Here is a 17,698-nt window from a genome sequence, read left to right on the forward strand (position 1 = left end):
GTTTCGCCCATTGCAAAGTTTCGGAAAGAAAAGTCAGGCAAGGCCTGACTTTTCGAATTCGCTGAATTACAATCCCTGTGAAGGTTTGTAAAATTTGTAGACATGTTTGCCTACGACTGCGAATGCGTTCTGCCCGATTGTGAATGTAGTCCGATACATATCCTGAACCGATTCTAGATCGGGTTCTCGCACCCAAGAAGAAGTCCCGGGTTGATAGGACCATAGATCCACCGGATAATATCCGGAAATTGGATAACCTCCTCCTACAAAACCTCTGCCTGAAATGCCGAATCCCATTGCAGATAGTTTACCTGCGGGAAAGGAAGGAATTTGTATCCAAGTGCCTGGGCCGTTTGCAGCCGGTAAATATCGCCAAAAATCACTCAAAAGCGTTATGCTATTGGTAAGTCCGTCCGGAGAGCCGGTTCCAACATATCCGTAATTTCCTATTACAAACGAGGTTGCATAACAGCGGCCGACTCCGGGAAGGTCTGCTACTTGTCGCCAGGAATCTGTGGCCGGATTGTATTCCCAAAAATCTTTTCGTGGAGTACCGGCGCCGCCATAACCAGTGGTGCCCGTACCCAAATATCCTTTATTTCCAATTGCAAAGGCAACCGCGCCAAACCGAGCAACACCCGGAAAGTCTTTTTTGGAGACCCATTGATTGGTACTTGGATTGTACTCCTGCCAGCTTTTGAAGGATATGTTGTTGTTATCAATTCCGGTTCCGTAGTAGCCTTTTCCATTGATAGCAAATCCTACCGCTCGAGCGTATCCAAGAGGGTAGGGTATATCCGCTTTTTGTGTCCAGGAACTCGTTTGGGAATCGTATTCCCATAAATCACGTAGCCAACTTCCCCCGGTTTGTCCAGCTGCGATATATCCTTTTCCATTGATTGAAAAAGCCACGGCATCCCGTCTTCCCGATCCTGGAAAATCTTGCATACGATCCCGGTAAATCGGTTCCGCCTCTGGGGGAATTGGATAAGGCGGAGGCGGCTCTGGTGGTTCTTCGCTCATCTGTTGTTGGTTGACTATCTCTGAAGACTTAGAGTTTAACAGGGATAGTATCGGGTTACCGACATTGTTGTTCGATGTTTCGAAACAAGCTGTGAACGGTGATACCAACACCAATAGTATCGCATACGTAAATCGCTTTTTTGTTCTCATGCCTACTCCTTGAAATACGAAGAATCTTATATCGAATAAACTGCGTTTATCGCTTTCATTTATGACTCAAAAGACATTAATGAAGAATAATTTCCCCATATTTGATAATTTAAAACAAACATGGATTTATATTTTGCATATATTTGTTTTAAATTATTAAAAATCTATTCAATGCCTATAATGGTTTATTTATTTTAGATGTTTATATGTATGTTTTGTTATACATTTATGAGGGTTTGATTTGAAAAATAAATCCATGATTTCTTTTTTTACAACCCAATCGATGTGTGAGTTGGAATGTTCCATCTTATTTGAATGTCAAATGATTGGTTTTGTAGAGTGGTAAATTCTTAAATTGAATCCGTGTTTGAAGGTTGAAATTGTTTCCTGATTGAGAAGAAATTTCAAATTCAATTTTTACGAAGTATTCTATGGTCCACGTTCCAATTTAACATGAGTTCGGCGGTTGAAACGGAGAAAGAATGTTCTAAAAGCAGGAGTTCCTACAATTTAAGAATTTGTTTGTAAAATCGCGATTTGCGATAGTTCCCACATTTTAAGAATGGATTTACAAAGTTCAAATTCCAACTTCCTACAGAAAAATGAATTCTTATGCCGAATTCACGTTAAAATAGTGTGAGAGTTCCCGCATTTAATTCTATTTTAGAAAAATTAACTTTAATGAGATGAGTTTCTTTCAATCGAACTCATGTAGTTTATTTCGAAAGATTGGTTGGATTCATAAAACATAAAAAATTTCTGAAAAGATCTTTTTTTCTTGTACTTTGCCAAGTTTTCCTATAATGGCCGATAAAATTTCAAGGAAGAGGGTGCTTATGAATTTAATTTTGAATCGTTTCCTAAATAAGAGAGATGCTTTCAGAAAGGAAGAATTACGTCGGAGACATATTAGTTCTCTTCGAATATTAGGATTTCAGATTAAAGCTCAAAAACAAAGGAATCGATTTCGAAAAAGAGAAAAAAGAATATTTTGATTTATTAAACGAGATTCTATTTTGACTTGGATTTATTTTTGAAAAGGAAAAGTTTATGCCGGATCTGAAAATCATCAGTCTTTATACAATGGCGACCCTTTATATCATTGCGGGAATACTTCACTTTGTATTGCCGAGATTTTATCTGAGAATCATGCCTCCTTATATTCCTTATCCTAAATTAGTCGTTTATTTTAGCGGTGTGATTGAAATCGGATTCGGAGTTATGCTATTTTTTCCAGATATGAGACAACTCGGCGCTTGGGGAGTGATCCTTCTTCTGATCGCAGTATTTCCCGCAAACTTATACCACTATCAATCCAGGAGAAAAACCGATCCTCCGAAGTGGGCTTTACTTTTAAGACTTCCACTTCAGCTTTTATTGATTTACTGGGCTTATACCTTCACTTAAAATTCAATTTTTATAATATTCTTGGAAACAATCAATTCGAATACTTTTTCAACTCTTCCATTCCGGGAAGATTGGTTAGATCAGGAACGATTACGATTTCTATCCTTCGATTTGCGGATCGATTTTCGGGGGAAGTATTCGGAAGAGCTGGTCTGGAAGCTCCCATGCTCGCGGCGCTAATTCTCTCTTCGGGCATCCCGGCCTTAATCATCGTATGAAGAACATTAAGAGCCCTTGAGGAAGCCAATTCCCAATTCGTGTAGCCTTTGATGCCGGTCGGAGTATTGTCCGTATGTCCTTCTATTTGAAAACGTTTTCCTTCCAGAGAGGCAAGCAAGGTGGTCACTTCCCGAATCGATGCGGTTCCGGCGGACGATAGGAATGCAGAGCCCACCGGAAAGAGAATGTCCGAGGAAAGAACCACAACCATTCTTCCGTCTATGATCTTAATTTTGAGTTTACCCGCGTCAATTAGAGAACGAAAAGTAGCTATCAGTCCTTTGTATTCCTGAATTCTTAACTCGGATTCTTCTTGGATTCGTTTTAATTCGTTTAAAGAACGAGAAAGATTCACTTTTTCCCCGAGAATTCTTTGGTTTTCAAGTTTCGATTCTTCATAAGATTTTAGAAGAGACTCATACTTCGAATTGGAAACGCAATGAACCAGATTTAAAAGAACAAAAATGGAAAGAGTTTTAAATTTCATGGGATTCTACCGAAATGATGTCTATTTTATTTGTCGGCAAAACGTAAAAAAACAAAAGGGATAGATGAATGAATAAAAAAATCTTTTCATCAAGTATATGCTCGACTACAATACATAAGAAGAGCATCAAATGAACGGATCAAATTCCAAATTACTCGAATCTTTCTACTTAATACTTCTTTTAGCGATTTTTTGCCTTCCTAAGTCCATTGCTCCTCAGAATAAAACGCCAGCAGGAACTTCTTTCTCCGGAAAACCCATTGAGGAGAAAAGAGAGCTCAAGGCTTATTTGGAAGAAGTGAGTAGAATTCTGCGGGACTCCGGATACAACTTAGAAAACAAACATCAATTCAACGGGGCCGTCTTCAAAGGGAACTCAGTTATTTATAAAATTCATCTTCCTTTTATCCAAGAGGAAGGAGTTCAAAAATATAAATTAGGAATCGGTTTGGCGCACGATGATTCTTCCCATTCTTTCCTGATTCAAATTTACAGAAGCGATAAAAAGGATAAGAAGGTTGCGCCAATTTTTTCCGCGTATGCCGATCCAGTCTTTTTTTACGAATTCGATTATACAAGTTCCGGAAATCATTTCTTAGTGGAAATCACATTAGAAGATTCTACTTTGAGTGTTGCAAAGTTCGAACTTTTATTTAGCACTCTGATCAGTTATCAATCCGATAAAAATAGAAAAGATAATAAAGGTCAATATAATCCAAATCAGAATCATCCTGGATTTGGGCCCTATCCTTCTATCATTCCGAACGAGACCAGAAATTATTTCGAGGTTTTCAAAAAAGAATTTTAATACTTGAGTGATGGGGCTCTAAAATATTTGAAAGAAGTTTTAGGATCGTTTCATAGATAGGGGTCCATAAAACCGGGGTTGCCTAGAAAAGTGTTCAGGAAAGACGGAAGTCCTCTATATCCCTTGAATAGAGACTACAAGAACTCGCGTGAAAGGATTTTAGAGGGGGCAGCGATCGCGTTTTCTAGATCAGGTTTTCACGGAACTTCCCTAAGAGAAATCAGTAAAGAATGCGGATTAGAACAACCCAGTATTTATCATCACTTTCATTCCAAAGAAAATCTTTTTAGAAAGACCTTGATTGCTACACATTTACTTGTTCTCAATGAGATTAGAAGAAGAGTCATTCGGGACCAAGGTCTTTACGTGGAAGTGGTTTCTATTTTTAAAGCGGTCGCTGAGACCGCAAAGATTTACCCCGATAAGACAAGATTGCCTTTCAGCCTAATCTATTCGGCTCCCGTCAATTTACAAAACGAATACACAGAAAAATACGGTAACCAATATAGAAAATTACTCGAAGCCGCTTTTGAAAGAAGCGACAGGATTGGGAGGAAGGAAGAAAAACTTTCCCTTTGTGTGGATCTTTTGTACAGTTTAATTCTCGCTTGTTCTGTGGAGGTCTTATATTTGGATCGAGTCTCCGGTTTGGAAAATAGAGTCCGATTGATTTTAGAGCTTTAGGATTTAATAAAAACCCGTCTGAAAACCTGAAGAGAAATCAGTTTTAATCATTGGATAAGCTTGTAATAAAACATAAATTCTTTATCTATATTTTAAATAAAAAATTTTTAATATATAAATATTAAAAACTATCAATCAACTCTGCGATTTTGTCTTAAGTGGATTTGGTCGAAAAAACGAAATTTGGAGGGTTTATAAAAAAAACCAAACTTTTCCCCTCAATTTTTGAAACGGAACCAGACCGTAATTCCTTGAATCTGTCGAGTTCTCTCGATTATCGCCTAACACTAAAAAATAGCCGGGAGGAATTCTACCCGTATCCCCGATTGGAACGTTCCCTTGGACTGCGGTCATCGGAATCATGGAAAGAGAAGGGGCGATGGTTTTAAAACCTGGTTTTAAAAATGTTTCTTGAAGAGGTCCATCGTTGATTAGGATCCGGTCGTTTTCAAAACTGAAATAATCTCCTGGAAGCCCTACGACTCTTTTTAGACTCAATTCTTCCCCAAGTCCGTCTAAAACGAGAACGTCGAAACGATTCACTTCGCTTTCAACGAAAGAAATTTCCCATTTTCCGATGCGAGCCGGAAAACCTAACTTTGTGACTAAGATTAAATCTCCTTCCTTATAGGAGGGGGCCATAGAATAACCTGAAATGAAGTAAATTTGAAATAAAAAGATTCGTATCAAAAGAATCGTGAACAAAGAAAGCAATACAGGAAAAAGAATGCGTAAGTATTTTCTCATTTTTTCCTTCGTTCCGAAACTTTTCATAAGAACGTAAGACATTGTCCACAATCTTCTTTAGAACGGCAAATCGAAAAATGCACTTGGAAAGATTGGATCTACGTTAAACGTAAAAGATCTTGAGTGTTTACAAACTCAATTTATCGGCAAAGTTATTTTTAGAGAACTCGGGTGAAGATTTGCCCGATCAGAAAAACGGATTTTTCTCCGGTATATGACTGAGAGTCCGTGTCGATTTGTTCAGATCTTTAATAGGAAGAATCGTTTTGAAAGAAATAGCTAGGTCGAAAATATTACAGATGTTGGCTTGATGAATTCCAAGGAACTTTCGATGCGCAGGTTGGATGCAAACCTTTCTCGTCGGCTTGAGCACTTTAAGTTTATTCCGACCGAATGTACAATTAGAATGTCAAAATCAAGAGTATTATATTTTTATGATATATTTTCAAGCTGGATCAACGTCACGACTTCCTATGGACCGCCGTGACGGGATTTTGTTCTGAGTTATTGGAAGATATGTTCAAAAAACGAGTCTTTTAAGAAATCCAAATTTTTTTTACGAATTTTCATTTAAACTCCGATTAAAAGCGTTTATTGTAACGAGTCGCAACGGCTCCTTTATAAACCGAGGGATTTTTTTCTTTCTGAAATTTTAAATTCAGTTTTTCCTTTAGGATCGTTCTTGATTCGGATGATAAAATCATCGGTATTTTGTTTTCAAAATTTCTGAATTCTTTTTCATTCATTTCAAAGACGGTCAATGAAGAAACCGAAGGTTCCGATTCGAGGTTTTTTAATATTCGATCAAGATTCGTTTCGGAATTGAAACATAAAATTCTCTTGGAAAGATGATCCGATCCTGCTTGGCCGCAAAGAATCGGATCCGTAAAAATCCAAAGCGAGGTTTCGTTCCGAGCGTAAAAATCCCGATAGATCCTTTCTTGCTTCGTCGAATGTTGTAGAATTTTTAAAATCAATCCCGAGATTAGAAAGGAGAAAACAATTAGAGTGACTGAAAGAATTTTCCATATTTTAGAAGCGTGAGGTTTCCAGTTCTCCCAAAGAATCAGCAGAGGAATGACGACGAGTATCAGATATCTACCCGTGATCGTGATGCCATCGTTCGGCGCTAGAATTCCGACTAAAACCGTATTCAAGCCGATGACCGTGAGTAGGAAGTTGATTTTTTCGTTTCTTTTGTTTTTAAAAAAAACATAATATAAGATCGGAAGTAGTAAGAAGGAGGAGCAAAAAAATAATCCGAACTTCGGAATTCCGTCTACATAGTTTACGAACGTGATCGAAAAAAAACGAAGAATCCTATCTAAAAATGAGACATGATTGTTCCCGTAATTAAAAATAAATCTTACTCCTAGTATGTGTCCATACTTCCAAAAGTTCCAAAGAAAAAACAGAAACATGGGAGAAAGGGCAAATAAAATCGCAAAAGGATTTAATTTTTTTATTAAATGTCTTGTGTTTCTCCCAAATATTATAATTTCACAAAGTACTAAACTTCCTAAAAAAAGCAGCGACTCCAGTCGTAGCCAAATCGGGATCGAACAGGCGATTAAAGCGAAGTAAAGATACCGGGACTTTTTTGATTCCCGGTAGCGGAGCCACCAAGAAAAACCGAGAGAATTAAAAAGAAAGTAAATCGAGTATTCGCTGAAATCCAAGCTTAAAGCGAAAAGAATCGTGGCTCCGTAACCGAGTAAAACCGTCCCTTGACTTATGAGTTTCCTTTTTGAAAGAAGATAAAGAGAAAGGACTGTAAAAAAAGACAATAACATCGGCATCCATTTCCAAGTTATCCCCGCCAATCGCAACAATGAGGAGACAAAGGAAAACGCAATCGGATATTGACCGATAAACTTTCCGTGGATTTCTTTTGCAAATCCGGTTCCCGGGAGAAAAAACGCATCATGATGAGGATCCAATTCCTGAGCGGGATACCTAAGAGCCGGTCTCAAAACTACCTATTAAAAAAGTTAAAAGCAATGATGGAGCTTGCGAGATAAAGAGATGCCAGATAATTTTCCGCTTTTCTATCCCAGCGAATTAGAATAGCTCTGAATCGATTGTGCCAACTGTTTGTTCTTTCAACGACCCAACGCCTCGGTTTTCCTTTATATTTGCCGATGAGAGGCTTCTCACCTTTTTTCCGAATATGAGCTCGAATGTTTCTTTTCTTGATGAATGCTTCTATATCTTTGAAGTCATAACCTTTATCTAAACAAAGATGCTTCGGTTTTTTCTTTTTCTTCCGGAAAAAACTAAGATTGAATTCAACGTATCTTTTACACCGCGTTTGTCATGAACGTTAGCTCCAGTCAACGTAATTGCCAAAGGAATACCATTTCCATCCGTAAGAATATGCCGTTTAACCCCTAATTTGGCACGGTCTGTAGGGTTCTTTCCGGTTAAGCTCCCCCTTTGGGAGCTTTAACCATTGCGGAATCCATCGAAGCCCAATCCCATGCTATCTTATTCTTCACATCATAATATTTTAAAATAGATTTATAGATCTTTTTAAATACTCCCGCTCGTTCCCATTCTTGAAATCTTCTATGACAAGTTTGACCGGACCCAAAGTCATTCGGAATTGCACGCCACTGACATCCCGTTTTCATTCGATAGATAATCCCTGCCATTACCACTCTTGCAGGTACACGATTGCGCCCTCCTTGGGGATTGACCTTTTCTTTAGGGATAAAAGATGCGATTTTTTGCCAAAGGGCATCGGGTATCTCTGAATAATATTTGTCCATTTCACATTGATATTATTATGCTTTCTCAGTACAAGCAGTTTTGAGACCGGCTCTAAGTTCTTCCGTTCGAAAACCGTTTTGGATCAAAGAGTCGGTTTGCATGGCTTTTAACGCCGAATCGGTTATATAACTGTTTTCCGTTCCGATCCAAACATGAAGAACCGGTGTGATAACGAGCAGAATCAATACGGCCCATTGTTCTTTGATTTTTTGTGTCATTGTTTTGATTTGATCCTTGTGAGAAGGTTATTTGGAAATGGGATTTGGAAAAATTAAAAGTGTGCCAAAGCTTTAGAATTGTAGGACTACTATAAATTTAGCGGTGAAAAAGACGATTTAAAAAACCTATAAATTCTTTAAAGAAAGGTAGTCTATGAGAACTACCGCATTTTGTTACTGACGATTTGGCAATCATGACCGTGGTTTTCTCTAGGCGGGTTTTAAAATCGACCCTTGCGAATATCCGAACAATTTGAATGGGTAAATTATATTTTATTAAATTATGAAATTTTAAACCATTGTTATTTCTCCCCGTATATTCCGTAGAGAATCTCTATGTTCCCGAACGTTTTTTTGTCTACAATTTTGATGGATTTGATTTCGGAGATCGCCTCGGAATCAAATCGATTTAGATAATTGATCATTCCTTCTTTCGTATTCGGATCGTATTCCAAATTTTTCATTCCTTTCGTATATTCTTTCGAATACGCGAAGTATTCGAAAGAGACCGAGCTCTGATTTTTGGATATGGAAAATTTTTTGAGTAGTGCGACTAATTCCGAAACTCCCGTCGCTTGAAAAACTCTTCCTTGAAAATATAAACCTTCGCTTGCCATTCCTCCGATAAGTCCGTTCTGAAAAATCAAAAGATTTTCCTCGGGTTCTTTGAAAATAAATTCCTGAACTCTTTTTGTATTTTTTGCAAAGCCTTTTGTCGTTTTGTAGTATATCCAAGTCGGAAGAATCGAGATTGCAAGAAGAACGTAGAATGAAATGTTCCAAAGGATTTTTTTGGTTCGTAAAAACGAAAAAAATCCTGATGTAAGCACGAACAGCCCGGGGAGGCCCGGAGTTAAATAACGAGATCCGGATTCCGCTCCGCCATCGTTGGGCGCCACACTTGCGGCCACGAGGATCCCCAGAACGGAAGAGATCAGAAGCGGTTTTTCCTTTTCCGAGATATTCTTCCAGTTTCTTGCCTGAGTAGAAAGAAAAAATAAAAATCCTACGAATAAGAACGGAGAATATCCGAAAACGCCTAACTTAAGATTTCCATAAAATAAGAGATTTATAAAATTCTTAAATAGATTCGAGAATCCCGAATGGCTATAGTTTGCGTTGTATCTCGGTCCCAAAGGAGAATGAAAAAACGATTGGTTGAATCCGCAATATCCGAAGAATAAGATTATAAGAACAGCCGAGGTTAAAAAGAATTGTTTTTTGTTCTCCTTCGAAAATGGAAGACGAAGAAAACTTTCGCATGTCCAATAAAGTCCGATAAAGATCAGATATTCAAGACGGAACCAATAACTGAGGGACAATACCATCCCTCCGAAAGCGGCAAAAAGAAAGGGTCGATTCTTTTTGGATCTTTGATAGAGAACGATTCCGGACACAAAAAGAAATAATCCGACTCCGACGTCCATAAATAGATAACCGTTCATCACCACGGGTGACAAAAAGGAAAATAAAAAGATCTGCCAGGCCGGAATTTCGAATTCTTTTCCGATCAGAAATAAAACGAGCCCGATCAAGGACGCGGATAGAAAATAGATTCCGTAAACTCCTCCGAAAGGAAAAACAAACGCATAAAGGATTCCTAATGAAACCGGAAAGGCGATGATCTTGTGACCGTTTACAATCGACATCTGGAGCAGACTGAATTTAAGTTCCGGGTCGAAGTCGAATCCCGGATAAAAGACGTCTAACGATCGAAAGTCGCTTAGATAGATGGATTTTCCTAAGATGAATTTTTCGTAATGATCCGCGGAAAGAAGGTATTTCGGAGGAATCGTCAAATATAGAAAATACGAAAATAAAAACGCGGCTGCGACGGAAAAATATTTGTTTTGGAAAAACCGAAGGGAAAACGCTTTCAGTTTCGAGATCATTGATTTGTAAAATCCAAAATTCTAAGAATCAAAACGGAACTTTAAATCGGGTCGCTTTCGATACGTTTGTCACGATTGTATTTGGACCCGAAGTCAGTTTCTCGAAATTGTTTTCTAGGTCAATCCGCTTTCGGCTGGGATAGAAAGGCGTTTTATAAACGGTTCAAATTTCGAATGTAAAACGGGGTTTTGAGGAATTCTTCGAAGGTTCGTTTTTTCATTGATCCAATCTTAGAATCGTGCAAAACTTGAAGTTATGCAGCAGGAAACGGCCACAGGCCAAAATGTACTGGGTCAATTTCTTTCACAAACGCCGGTAAAATCTTTGATCGCTCGTTATCGAACCGAAAGAGGAACAATTCGGAGTTTTATGCAAAAACTTCCTCTTTATTCGAGCGCGCTCAAAGATCACGAATTTCAGAATGCGGATTCTCTATTGAGAAAAGAGCTTGCTTCTAAGGTTTCCCTTCTTAAAGAACCGGTTCGAAGATTGGAAGAGGCTTTTGTAACCGCAAGAAAATTGGAGCTGATCGGAAGCAGTGAAATTGCAGTTTTACTGATCGATAAACTTACCAATACGATTCATTCCGCAGGATATGGGCTGACCGGGCTCGGAACGGGTTTTAAGGCGACTGAGGAAGAATTGGAAAAACTCGCGGAATTCGACTTTTCCTTATTTAAAGAGGTGGAAATCATCGAATCCAAAATCCGGAGTCTCAAGGTAACCGCGGATTCTTCCGTGCAGGAAGTTCGAAATGTGATCGGTGACGTTCGTTCCGCTTTGGACGGATTGGAAAACGCATTTCGGTCTAGAAAGGAATTGTTTTCGAAACTCTGAGACTTACGGATGGGTCGTATCTCGTTGAAAGAGTTGAGAGGATCGCGTGTTCTTAACACACGGCATTCTTAATTAACGATAAAGGAATAAATCATGGCATTGATTGATGTAATCAAATACGAAGGACAACCCGGAGAAATCATCTGGAAATTTCCAAGAAATGATATCAGTCATTTCGGTCAGCTCGTAGTAAACGAAAGTCAGGAAGCGGTTTTTTTTAAGGAAGGAAAGGCCTTGGACGTATTCGGTCCCGGGACACATACTTTGAAAACCGGAAACATTCCGATTTTGGAAAAGTTCATAAACTTACCGTTCGGCGGGCAAACTCCGTTTACTGCCGAAATCGTTTATGTAAACAAGTCCGTGATCAACATGACTTGGGGAACTCCGGCTCCGATTCAAATCGAAGATCCAAAGTATCATATCACTTTGGGACTTAGAGCATTCGGAAATTATAATATAAAAGTGATCGACTCCAAGTCTTTCGTAAACACGGTAGTCGGAACCCAGCAGAAGTTCGATCATGAAGGGGTTGATAAACTTCTCAAACCGATGGTCGTGACAAGACTCAGCGATTTTATCTCTGAAGTCGTATTAAAAAACGGAGTTCCTATCACTCAGATTTCCCAGCATTTGGAAGAAGCCTCCGTAGCCGGTAAAACCAAAACTCAACCGGATTTTCAAAAATACGGACTCGAGGTCGTGGACTTTTTCATTCAATCGATCAACTTCGATCAGAACGATCCTAATTTTCAAAAAATCCAGAAAGTTCTCACTGATAAGTTCGAAATCGATACGATGGGAAATATGTATCAGCAAAAAAGAATGTTGGATATCGGCGAAGCGGCGGCGAGCAATCAGGGCGGTTCCGCAGGAGAAGGGATGAGCGCGGGAATGGGTCTCGGAATGGGAATGAACATGGCGGGAATGATGGCCAACATGATGGGACAAAATCAAGGCGGGGCAAAACCTGCGGCGGAAGACGCGACGGCAAGACTCGCCAAGTTGAAAACCCTTCTCGACGGGGGACTCATTACTCAAGAAGAATTTGATACCAAAAAAAAGGACATTTTGAATTCTATCTAAAATATGATCTCCACTCTTACCCGGTACAAAGCGGAATTTGAATGTATTAACGACTCTTGCAAAGCTCGATACGATCTGAATGAGATCGTCTACGAATGTAAAAAATGCGGAAGTCTTCTCCAAGTATCGCACGACTTGGATGCGCTGAAAACCGTTTCGGGACAAGAGTGGAAAGATCAATTCGATTTACGCTTTCGTTCCGTAAAGTTTCCGAATTCTTCCGGAATTTGGAACAAGAGAGAATGGGTTCTTCCTCATATCGAAGACAAGAACATCGTAACTTCCGGAGAAGGACTTACGCATCTTTTTACTTCCGATCGATTGACTGCAAGTCTTGGGCTCGGAAGTCTTTACGTTAAACAATGCGGGATCTCACACACGGGTTCATTCAAAGACCTCGGAATGACCGTCTTATTATCTCAAGTAAAACACATGATCGCATCGGGTGTTCCGATTCACGCGGTGGCTTGTGCCAGTTCGGGAGATACTTCCGCGGCGCTTGCGTCTTACGCGGCGAAGGCGGGAATTCCCGCGATCATCTTCTTGCCCGCGGGAAAAGTTTCGCAAGCGCAATTGATTCAACCCGTTTCGAACGGAGCCAAGGTAATCGCACTCGATACGGATTTTGACGGATGTATGCGGATCGTCAAAGAAGTGACGAGGGAAGCGGGAATCTATCTTGCAAACTCGATGAATTCTTTGCGGATCGAAGGACAAAAAACGATTTCCGTTGAAATCACTCAGCAGTTGGAATGGAAGGTTCCGGATTGGATCGTGATTCCCGGAGGAAATCTCGGAAACGTATCCGCGCTTGGAGCGGGATTTGAAATGATGTTTTCTTTGGGACTCGTCGATAAACTTCCTAGAATCGCTTTAGCCCAAGCGGAACATGCGAATCCGTTGTATCTTTCTTACTTAAAAAATTTTGAAAGTTTCGAACCGGTTGTCGCCAAGACTACGCTTGCGTCCGCGATTCAAATTGGAAATCCGGTTTCCATCCAAAAAGCGATTAAGACTCTCAAGAAGTTCAACGGAGTAGTGGAACAGGCTAGCGAGTCGGAATTGGCGAATGCGGCGGCAAAGGCGGACTTATTCGGTTTATACAATGATCCTCATACGGGAGTGGCTTTGGCGACTTTGGAAAAACTGATCCAAAAAGGAACGATTGCCAAAGGGGAGAGTGTGGTCGTTATTTCGACCGCTCACGGATTGAAATTCACCGAATTCAAACTTCAGTTCCACGACGGAAAGATTCCGCGAGTAGATTCTACAATCGTGAATTCCATTTATCGGACCGAACCGAATGTGACAAAAGTCATTGACTTAATCCGGAAATTGTTGTTTTCGGATTAAATTTTTGCATAAATCCGGGTATTTTTTAAAATTATTTTAAAATTCTTTTTTTCGCCAAAAATAGGAAGTTTTTCGTCAAATTTTTAATTCATGGAGGATTTTGACGATGTTTCAACCGACTTCCAAATGAAAGTCGATTCTGCAATTTCAAAAGAAATCCCTATTTCCCTAATTACGTATGTTCTCACTCTAAATGGTGAGAAAAAGTTGAAATATATAATCCAGAGGATACTTGCCCGGTACAATCGTCTCGATCTTAGCGAACTTCTTTATACTTCTTCCAAAGAATTGATCGTCAATGCAACGAAAGCGGCGATCAAACGAATCTTATTTAAAGAATCAAAATTGGATATAGAATCTTCGGAAGACTACGCTCAAGGAATGGAATCCTTTCATAGTAGTTTAAGCGACAAAAAGTTTCCGTTTTATAGGGAAAAAATGAAGGAACAGGGTCTTGAAATTAAAGTTACCTTTCATTTCAACGAGGATCGGGTCATTTTGAAGGTTTTAAATAATTTTCGACTCACGGATCAGGAGGAGAAAAGAGTACGAGAAAAATTCCGAATTTCGAGAGACTTCGACAATCTTTTCGAGTTTTTTATGAAGTTTGGAGATTCCACGGAAGGGGCGGGACTTGGGATTACTATGGTGGAAATTCTAGTTGCACAGAGTGGATTTGACAGGCATTTGTTTACGATTTACAGTAAGAAAGGGGTTTCGCAAACTGTTGCAAGAGTCGAAATTCCGCTCAAAAAGGATTATATTCCTGGAAGGCTGAAATTCGCCAGAGAACAAAACGTCGCTTCTAACAAATAGAATGAGGATGAATGGAACCGAGTAATCAAGTCAATAAATTGCAGGAACAAGCGAATCTTATGAACCTCGCGCTTGAGTCTGTGCTGACGGAAGAGCAGGCAGTAGAGTTGATTCAAGGAAAGATCAGAGACGCTTTTCTTTTAAAAATTAGAATCGATATCGAGAACAGAAGCGGTGCGGTGGTCGCGCTGGTCAGCAAGTATAGAAGCGAAGTTATCGAAATCTTTTCCCTGTTTTCCAACTCTCCGTTGATCCGTAAAATCCGAAGTTTCGAAGATTCTGCGGCGTTTGCGTTGGATATGGTTGAGGCCGCAAAATCGGAACCCTTTGATCCCGGACTTTCCGACAGTATCGGAAGGATCGTGTATTCCAAACTGACAAAAGCGGTATTAGAGTCTTCTTATGCGAATTGGGAAAAAAACGACGCCTCCAGTTTGGTAAATATCTTGGAGAATCAGATTAAAACATCATTAAAAGTGAATATTGTTCGGATTCAGGCCGACGTGGAAGATTTGTCCAGTTTGAAATTCAGAGTAAAGAACGTATTTTCCGGAATTCTTCCTTCGGTCAGTCGACCTGTGGAGGAACCTTCCATTGGCCAAGTGCCTGAAAGCCAAGAAAAAACTCCGGTACAAAGACAGATCGAGCAGTTTCGTAAACCTTTCGGAAGAGTTATCCTTTCTAAAACGGTTCTTGCTCCGGTTGGCGGAGTGGATTTCGACGAGTTAACGGAAGGGGACAAACTTTATTTTCAATTACCAACCGGAACTATGGATGAAAAAGCCATGGCAAGAACCCTAGGCGGTATTGACGAAGACGGAAATGTAAAAAACGTAGTCGGAGAATTTATCGGGATCGCTACCGGAAAGGGAGAATATCATATTTTTGCAAAGGGACCTTCCGGCGTTCTGCTGCAGGCGTTCGAAGAACGTCCCGTTCGACTTGCAAAAGTAAAAAGCAAAACTTCAAGCTCGACTTCCTCGGCTAGAGTGGAATCTTCCTCCTCCGGAGCCGGTTCTTTGGGAATCATCATTATCGCAGGTGTGGTGATCGCTGTCGGATTACTTGTTTTTTTGATTATGAAATAAGAATATATCCAACTTATGGTACTCCAAATCATTCCGGTTCGTTTGCGGATTTTGTCTTTCTTGCCAAGAGCTTATCGAAGATCTCCTTTTTGAATTAATTTAGGGATGCAACTTCTCTGCGAAACCTAAATTGTCGTATTCAACAATTTAGATATGCGACAAAGTTGAATCGTAAACGCACCTAGAGTGTGTCCCAAAGCCCCAGTTTACTTTGTCAGAAAGATCAAGCTGCAAGTTTCTGTCCCAGTTTTGGGACAGATTCCTAATTCCGTATTTCTTTTCTTTCTTCGATTTGGCGAAGGCCCATTCGTCATAAAAATTCCTAAGTCCATCGAACTACGGTTTGATTTTCCATTCTCCGAATTGGTCGATATAACCCCAATCTAAGTCCAAAGCATGTTGAGAGTTAGACTTTAAAATTCCCGCAGGGATAAGTTCCGTTTGATCGCTTTTATAATCGATTTGTTTAAAATTTGGCGGGATTATAACTTCTCCTTTAGAGTTAACGGCACCGTTGCAAGGCCGACTGTCTTTAACAAAAACTTAAAACATACAATTTCTTCGGATTCATTTTTATCTCTTTTTATATTAGAGTTCAAAGTCAGAGCCTTTGAATTTGTTATACCGGAATTCAGGTCGTTGCTAGTTCTAATGACCATATAAGTAAAAGCAAGGCTTATTTATAATAGAGTTAGTTGTTGAAAAATTAATTCTCTGTCTGTTTCATAAAAACAGTCAATTGAAGCAGTTTTGTTAATCGGAACTATGGAATTTTTCAACAATTCTAATGAAAATTCAGAAGTCTTATTAACATTTAGGGATTTTTGCGGAACTACTCATCCGATCACTAAGTTGATTAATTTTCCCGGAACGTAGATTTCTTTCCGGATTGTTTTACCGTTTAAAATCCCTTTGATTTTATCCAGATTTTTAGCTATAGAAATTGCATCCGCTTCGGAAATATCTTTTGGTGCTTTGAACTCATCCCTTAATTTGCCGTTGACTTGAACTACGATTAAAATCTCCGACTCAATGAGATATTGCGGATCGGCTTCCGGAAATTTTTCGGTCGAAAGAGATTTGTTTCTGCCGGAACGTTTCCAAAGTTCTTCCGCTATATGTGGGGCAAACGGAGCCAAAAGGAGAATGAAGGTTTCTAAAACTTCTTTCGGCCTTCTGTCCGAAGGAGTGAACTCGTTTACAAAAATCATCAATTGTGAAATTGCGGTGTTGAAAGAAAAGTTCGGAATGTCTTCTCCGACTTTTTGAATCGTCTTGTGAAGAATTTTGAGTTCTTCAGTAGTCGGTTCGATTTCATCCAAACGAAATGATTCTCCCTCTCCCGTATGAAAAAGCCTCCAGATTCTATTCAAAAAACGGAATACACCTTCCACGCCTCTCGTGCTCCAAGGTTTTACCATTTCTAGAGGACCCATAAACATTTCAAAAAGTCTGAGACTGTCCGCTCCGTATTCTCGGATGACATCGTCCGGGTTGACCACGTTTCCGAGGGACTTAGACATCTTGCGTTTGTCCTCTCCGAGAATCAAACCCTGATGAATCAGTTTGGCGAACGGTTCCCGAGTGGAGACCACTCCGATATCGTATAAAAATTTATGCCAAAATCTCGAATAAAGAAGATGTAATACCGCGTGTTCGGAACCACCTACATAAAGATCGACGGGCATCCATTTTTTTCCAGCTCCGGATCACAAAAGAGCTTTCCGTTTTTCGGATCGATATAACGTAGGTAATACCAGCAGGAACCCGCCCATTGGGGCATCGTGTTCGTTTCTCTCGTTCCGATTTCCCCCGTTTCCGGATCTTTGTACTGCAACCATTCTTTGGCTAGAGCAAGAGGGGATTCTCCCGTGCCGGAAGGTTTAAACTCTTCTAAATTAGGAAGTTCTAATGGAAGTTCGGATTCTGGAATCGGTTTTGTGATTCCGGACGGATAATGAACTAAGGGGATCGGTTCTCCCCAATACCTTTGTCTTGCAAAGAGCCAGTCCCTAAGTTTGAACTGGATTTTTTTCTTTCCGATTTTTTTGGATTCCGCCCAAGAGATGATTTTGGATGAAGCGGAAGAATAATCCAAGCCGTCGATCGA

The 17,698-nt window shown here is 39.8% G+C and carries 12 protein-coding genes and 5 pseudogenes (1 of these 17 cut by a window edge); 8 read left to right on the plus strand and 9 right to left on the minus strand.

Going from position 1 to position 17,698, the window contains the following annotated elements:
* Positions 1–66: 66 nt before the first annotated feature.
* Positions 67–1,023 carry a Kelch repeat-containing protein gene (locus LEP1GSC062_RS15125; protein ID WP_010579104.1) on the minus strand — a complete coding sequence of 319 codons (957 nt, stop codon included), beginning with the start codon at positions 1,021–1,023 and terminating at the stop codon, positions 67–69.
* A gap of 1,200 nt (positions 1,024–2,223) precedes the next feature.
* On the opposite strand from LEP1GSC062_RS15125, the gene LEP1GSC062_RS15130 reads away from it, so the two are divergent.
* Positions 2,224–2,580, plus strand: a complete 357-nt coding sequence (locus tag LEP1GSC062_RS15130) for a DoxX family protein (protein ID WP_010579105.1) — start codon at positions 2,224–2,226, stop codon at positions 2,578–2,580.
* A gap of 31 nt (positions 2,581–2,611) precedes the next feature.
* On the opposite strand, the gene LEP1GSC062_RS15135 is transcribed toward LEP1GSC062_RS15130, so the two are convergent.
* Complete coding sequence (locus tag LEP1GSC062_RS15135) at positions 2,612–3,286, minus strand: OmpA/MotB family protein (protein WP_020984723.1); 675 nt, start codon at positions 3,284–3,286, stop codon at positions 2,612–2,614.
* Positions 3,287–3,416: 130 nt separating this feature from the next.
* Between LEP1GSC062_RS15135 and LEP1GSC062_RS15140 the strand changes: the two genes are divergently transcribed.
* On the plus strand, positions 3,417–4,094 hold the full coding sequence (locus LEP1GSC062_RS15140; protein WP_010579106.1) for a hypothetical protein: 678 nt from the start codon (positions 3,417–3,419) through the stop codon (positions 4,092–4,094).
* Positions 4,095–4,184: 90 nt separating this feature from the next.
* Positions 4,185–4,778 carry a TetR/AcrR family transcriptional regulator gene (locus tag LEP1GSC062_RS15145; protein WP_039942288.1) on the plus strand — a complete coding sequence of 198 codons (594 nt, stop codon included), beginning with the start codon at positions 4,185–4,187 and terminating at the stop codon, positions 4,776–4,778.
* A 192-nt stretch (positions 4,779–4,970) separates the two neighbouring features.
* On the opposite strand, the gene lepB is transcribed toward LEP1GSC062_RS15145, so the two are convergent.
* The 5 genes and pseudogenes from lepB to LEP1GSC062_RS15175 all read right to left on the minus strand — a co-directional run bounded on the left by lepB (position 4,971) and on the right by LEP1GSC062_RS15175 (position 10,407).
* Positions 4,971–5,567, minus strand: coding sequence for a signal peptidase I (gene lepB, locus LEP1GSC062_RS15150; RefSeq protein ID WP_020984740.1), 597 nt, complete (start codon positions 5,565–5,567; stop codon positions 4,971–4,973).
* 539 nt (positions 5,568–6,106) lie between these two features.
* Positions 6,107–7,486, minus strand: a pseudogene (locus LEP1GSC062_RS15155) (LA_3751/LA_3752 family putative glycosyltransferase); the annotation flags it as partial.
* A gap of 14 nt (positions 7,487–7,500) precedes the next feature.
* Positions 7,501–8,296: pseudogene (locus LEP1GSC062_RS23310) on the minus strand (IS5 family transposase).
* Positions 8,297–8,347: 51 nt separating this feature from the next.
* Positions 8,348–8,515, minus strand: a pseudogene (locus LEP1GSC062_RS15170) (LA_3751/LA_3752 family putative glycosyltransferase); the annotation flags it as partial.
* A 302-nt stretch (positions 8,516–8,817) separates the two neighbouring features.
* Complete coding sequence (locus tag LEP1GSC062_RS15175) at positions 8,818–10,407, minus strand: LA_3751/LA_3752 family putative glycosyltransferase (RefSeq protein WP_010579114.1); 1,590 nt, start codon at positions 10,405–10,407, stop codon at positions 8,818–8,820.
* Positions 10,408–10,663: 256 nt separating this feature from the next.
* Here LEP1GSC062_RS15175 and LEP1GSC062_RS15180 point away from each other — a divergent pair, with 256 nt between their 5' ends.
* From LEP1GSC062_RS15180 to LEP1GSC062_RS15200, 5 genes are all read left to right on the plus strand, one after another.
* Positions 10,664–11,245, plus strand: a complete 582-nt coding sequence (locus tag LEP1GSC062_RS15180) for an LIMLP_15305 family protein (RefSeq protein WP_010579115.1) — start codon at positions 10,664–10,666, stop codon at positions 11,243–11,245.
* Between the two features lie 93 nt (positions 11,246–11,338).
* Positions 11,339–12,331, plus strand: a complete 993-nt coding sequence (locus tag LEP1GSC062_RS15185) for an SPFH domain-containing protein (RefSeq protein WP_010579116.1) — start codon at positions 11,339–11,341, stop codon at positions 12,329–12,331.
* A 3-nt stretch (positions 12,332–12,334) separates the two neighbouring features.
* Complete coding sequence (gene thrC / locus LEP1GSC062_RS15190; RefSeq protein WP_010579117.1) at positions 12,335–13,684, plus strand: threonine synthase; 1,350 nt, start codon at positions 12,335–12,337, stop codon at positions 13,682–13,684.
* Between the two features lie 90 nt (positions 13,685–13,774).
* Positions 13,775–14,500, plus strand: coding sequence for a hypothetical protein (locus tag LEP1GSC062_RS15195; RefSeq protein WP_010579118.1), 726 nt, complete (start codon positions 13,775–13,777; stop codon positions 14,498–14,500).
* Between the two features lie 11 nt (positions 14,501–14,511).
* Positions 14,512–15,588, plus strand: a complete 1,077-nt coding sequence (locus LEP1GSC062_RS15200) for an LIC10486 family protein (RefSeq protein ID WP_020984702.1) — start codon at positions 14,512–14,514, stop codon at positions 15,586–15,588.
* A gap of 234 nt (positions 15,589–15,822) precedes the next feature.
* Here the strand turns inward: LEP1GSC062_RS15200 and LEP1GSC062_RS22075 are convergent.
* Positions 15,823–16,159: pseudogene (locus LEP1GSC062_RS22075) on the minus strand (WG repeat-containing protein); the annotation flags it as partial.
* A gap of 265 nt (positions 16,160–16,424) precedes the next feature.
* Positions 16,425–17,698, minus strand: a pseudogene (gene leuS, locus LEP1GSC062_RS15205) (leucine--tRNA ligase) (it continues 1,317 nt past the right edge of the window).

The organism is Leptospira alexanderi serovar Manhao 3 str. L 60 (assembly GCF_000243815.2).
GTDB classification, from domain to species: Bacteria; Spirochaetota; Leptospiria; order Leptospirales; family Leptospiraceae; genus Leptospira; species Leptospira alexanderi.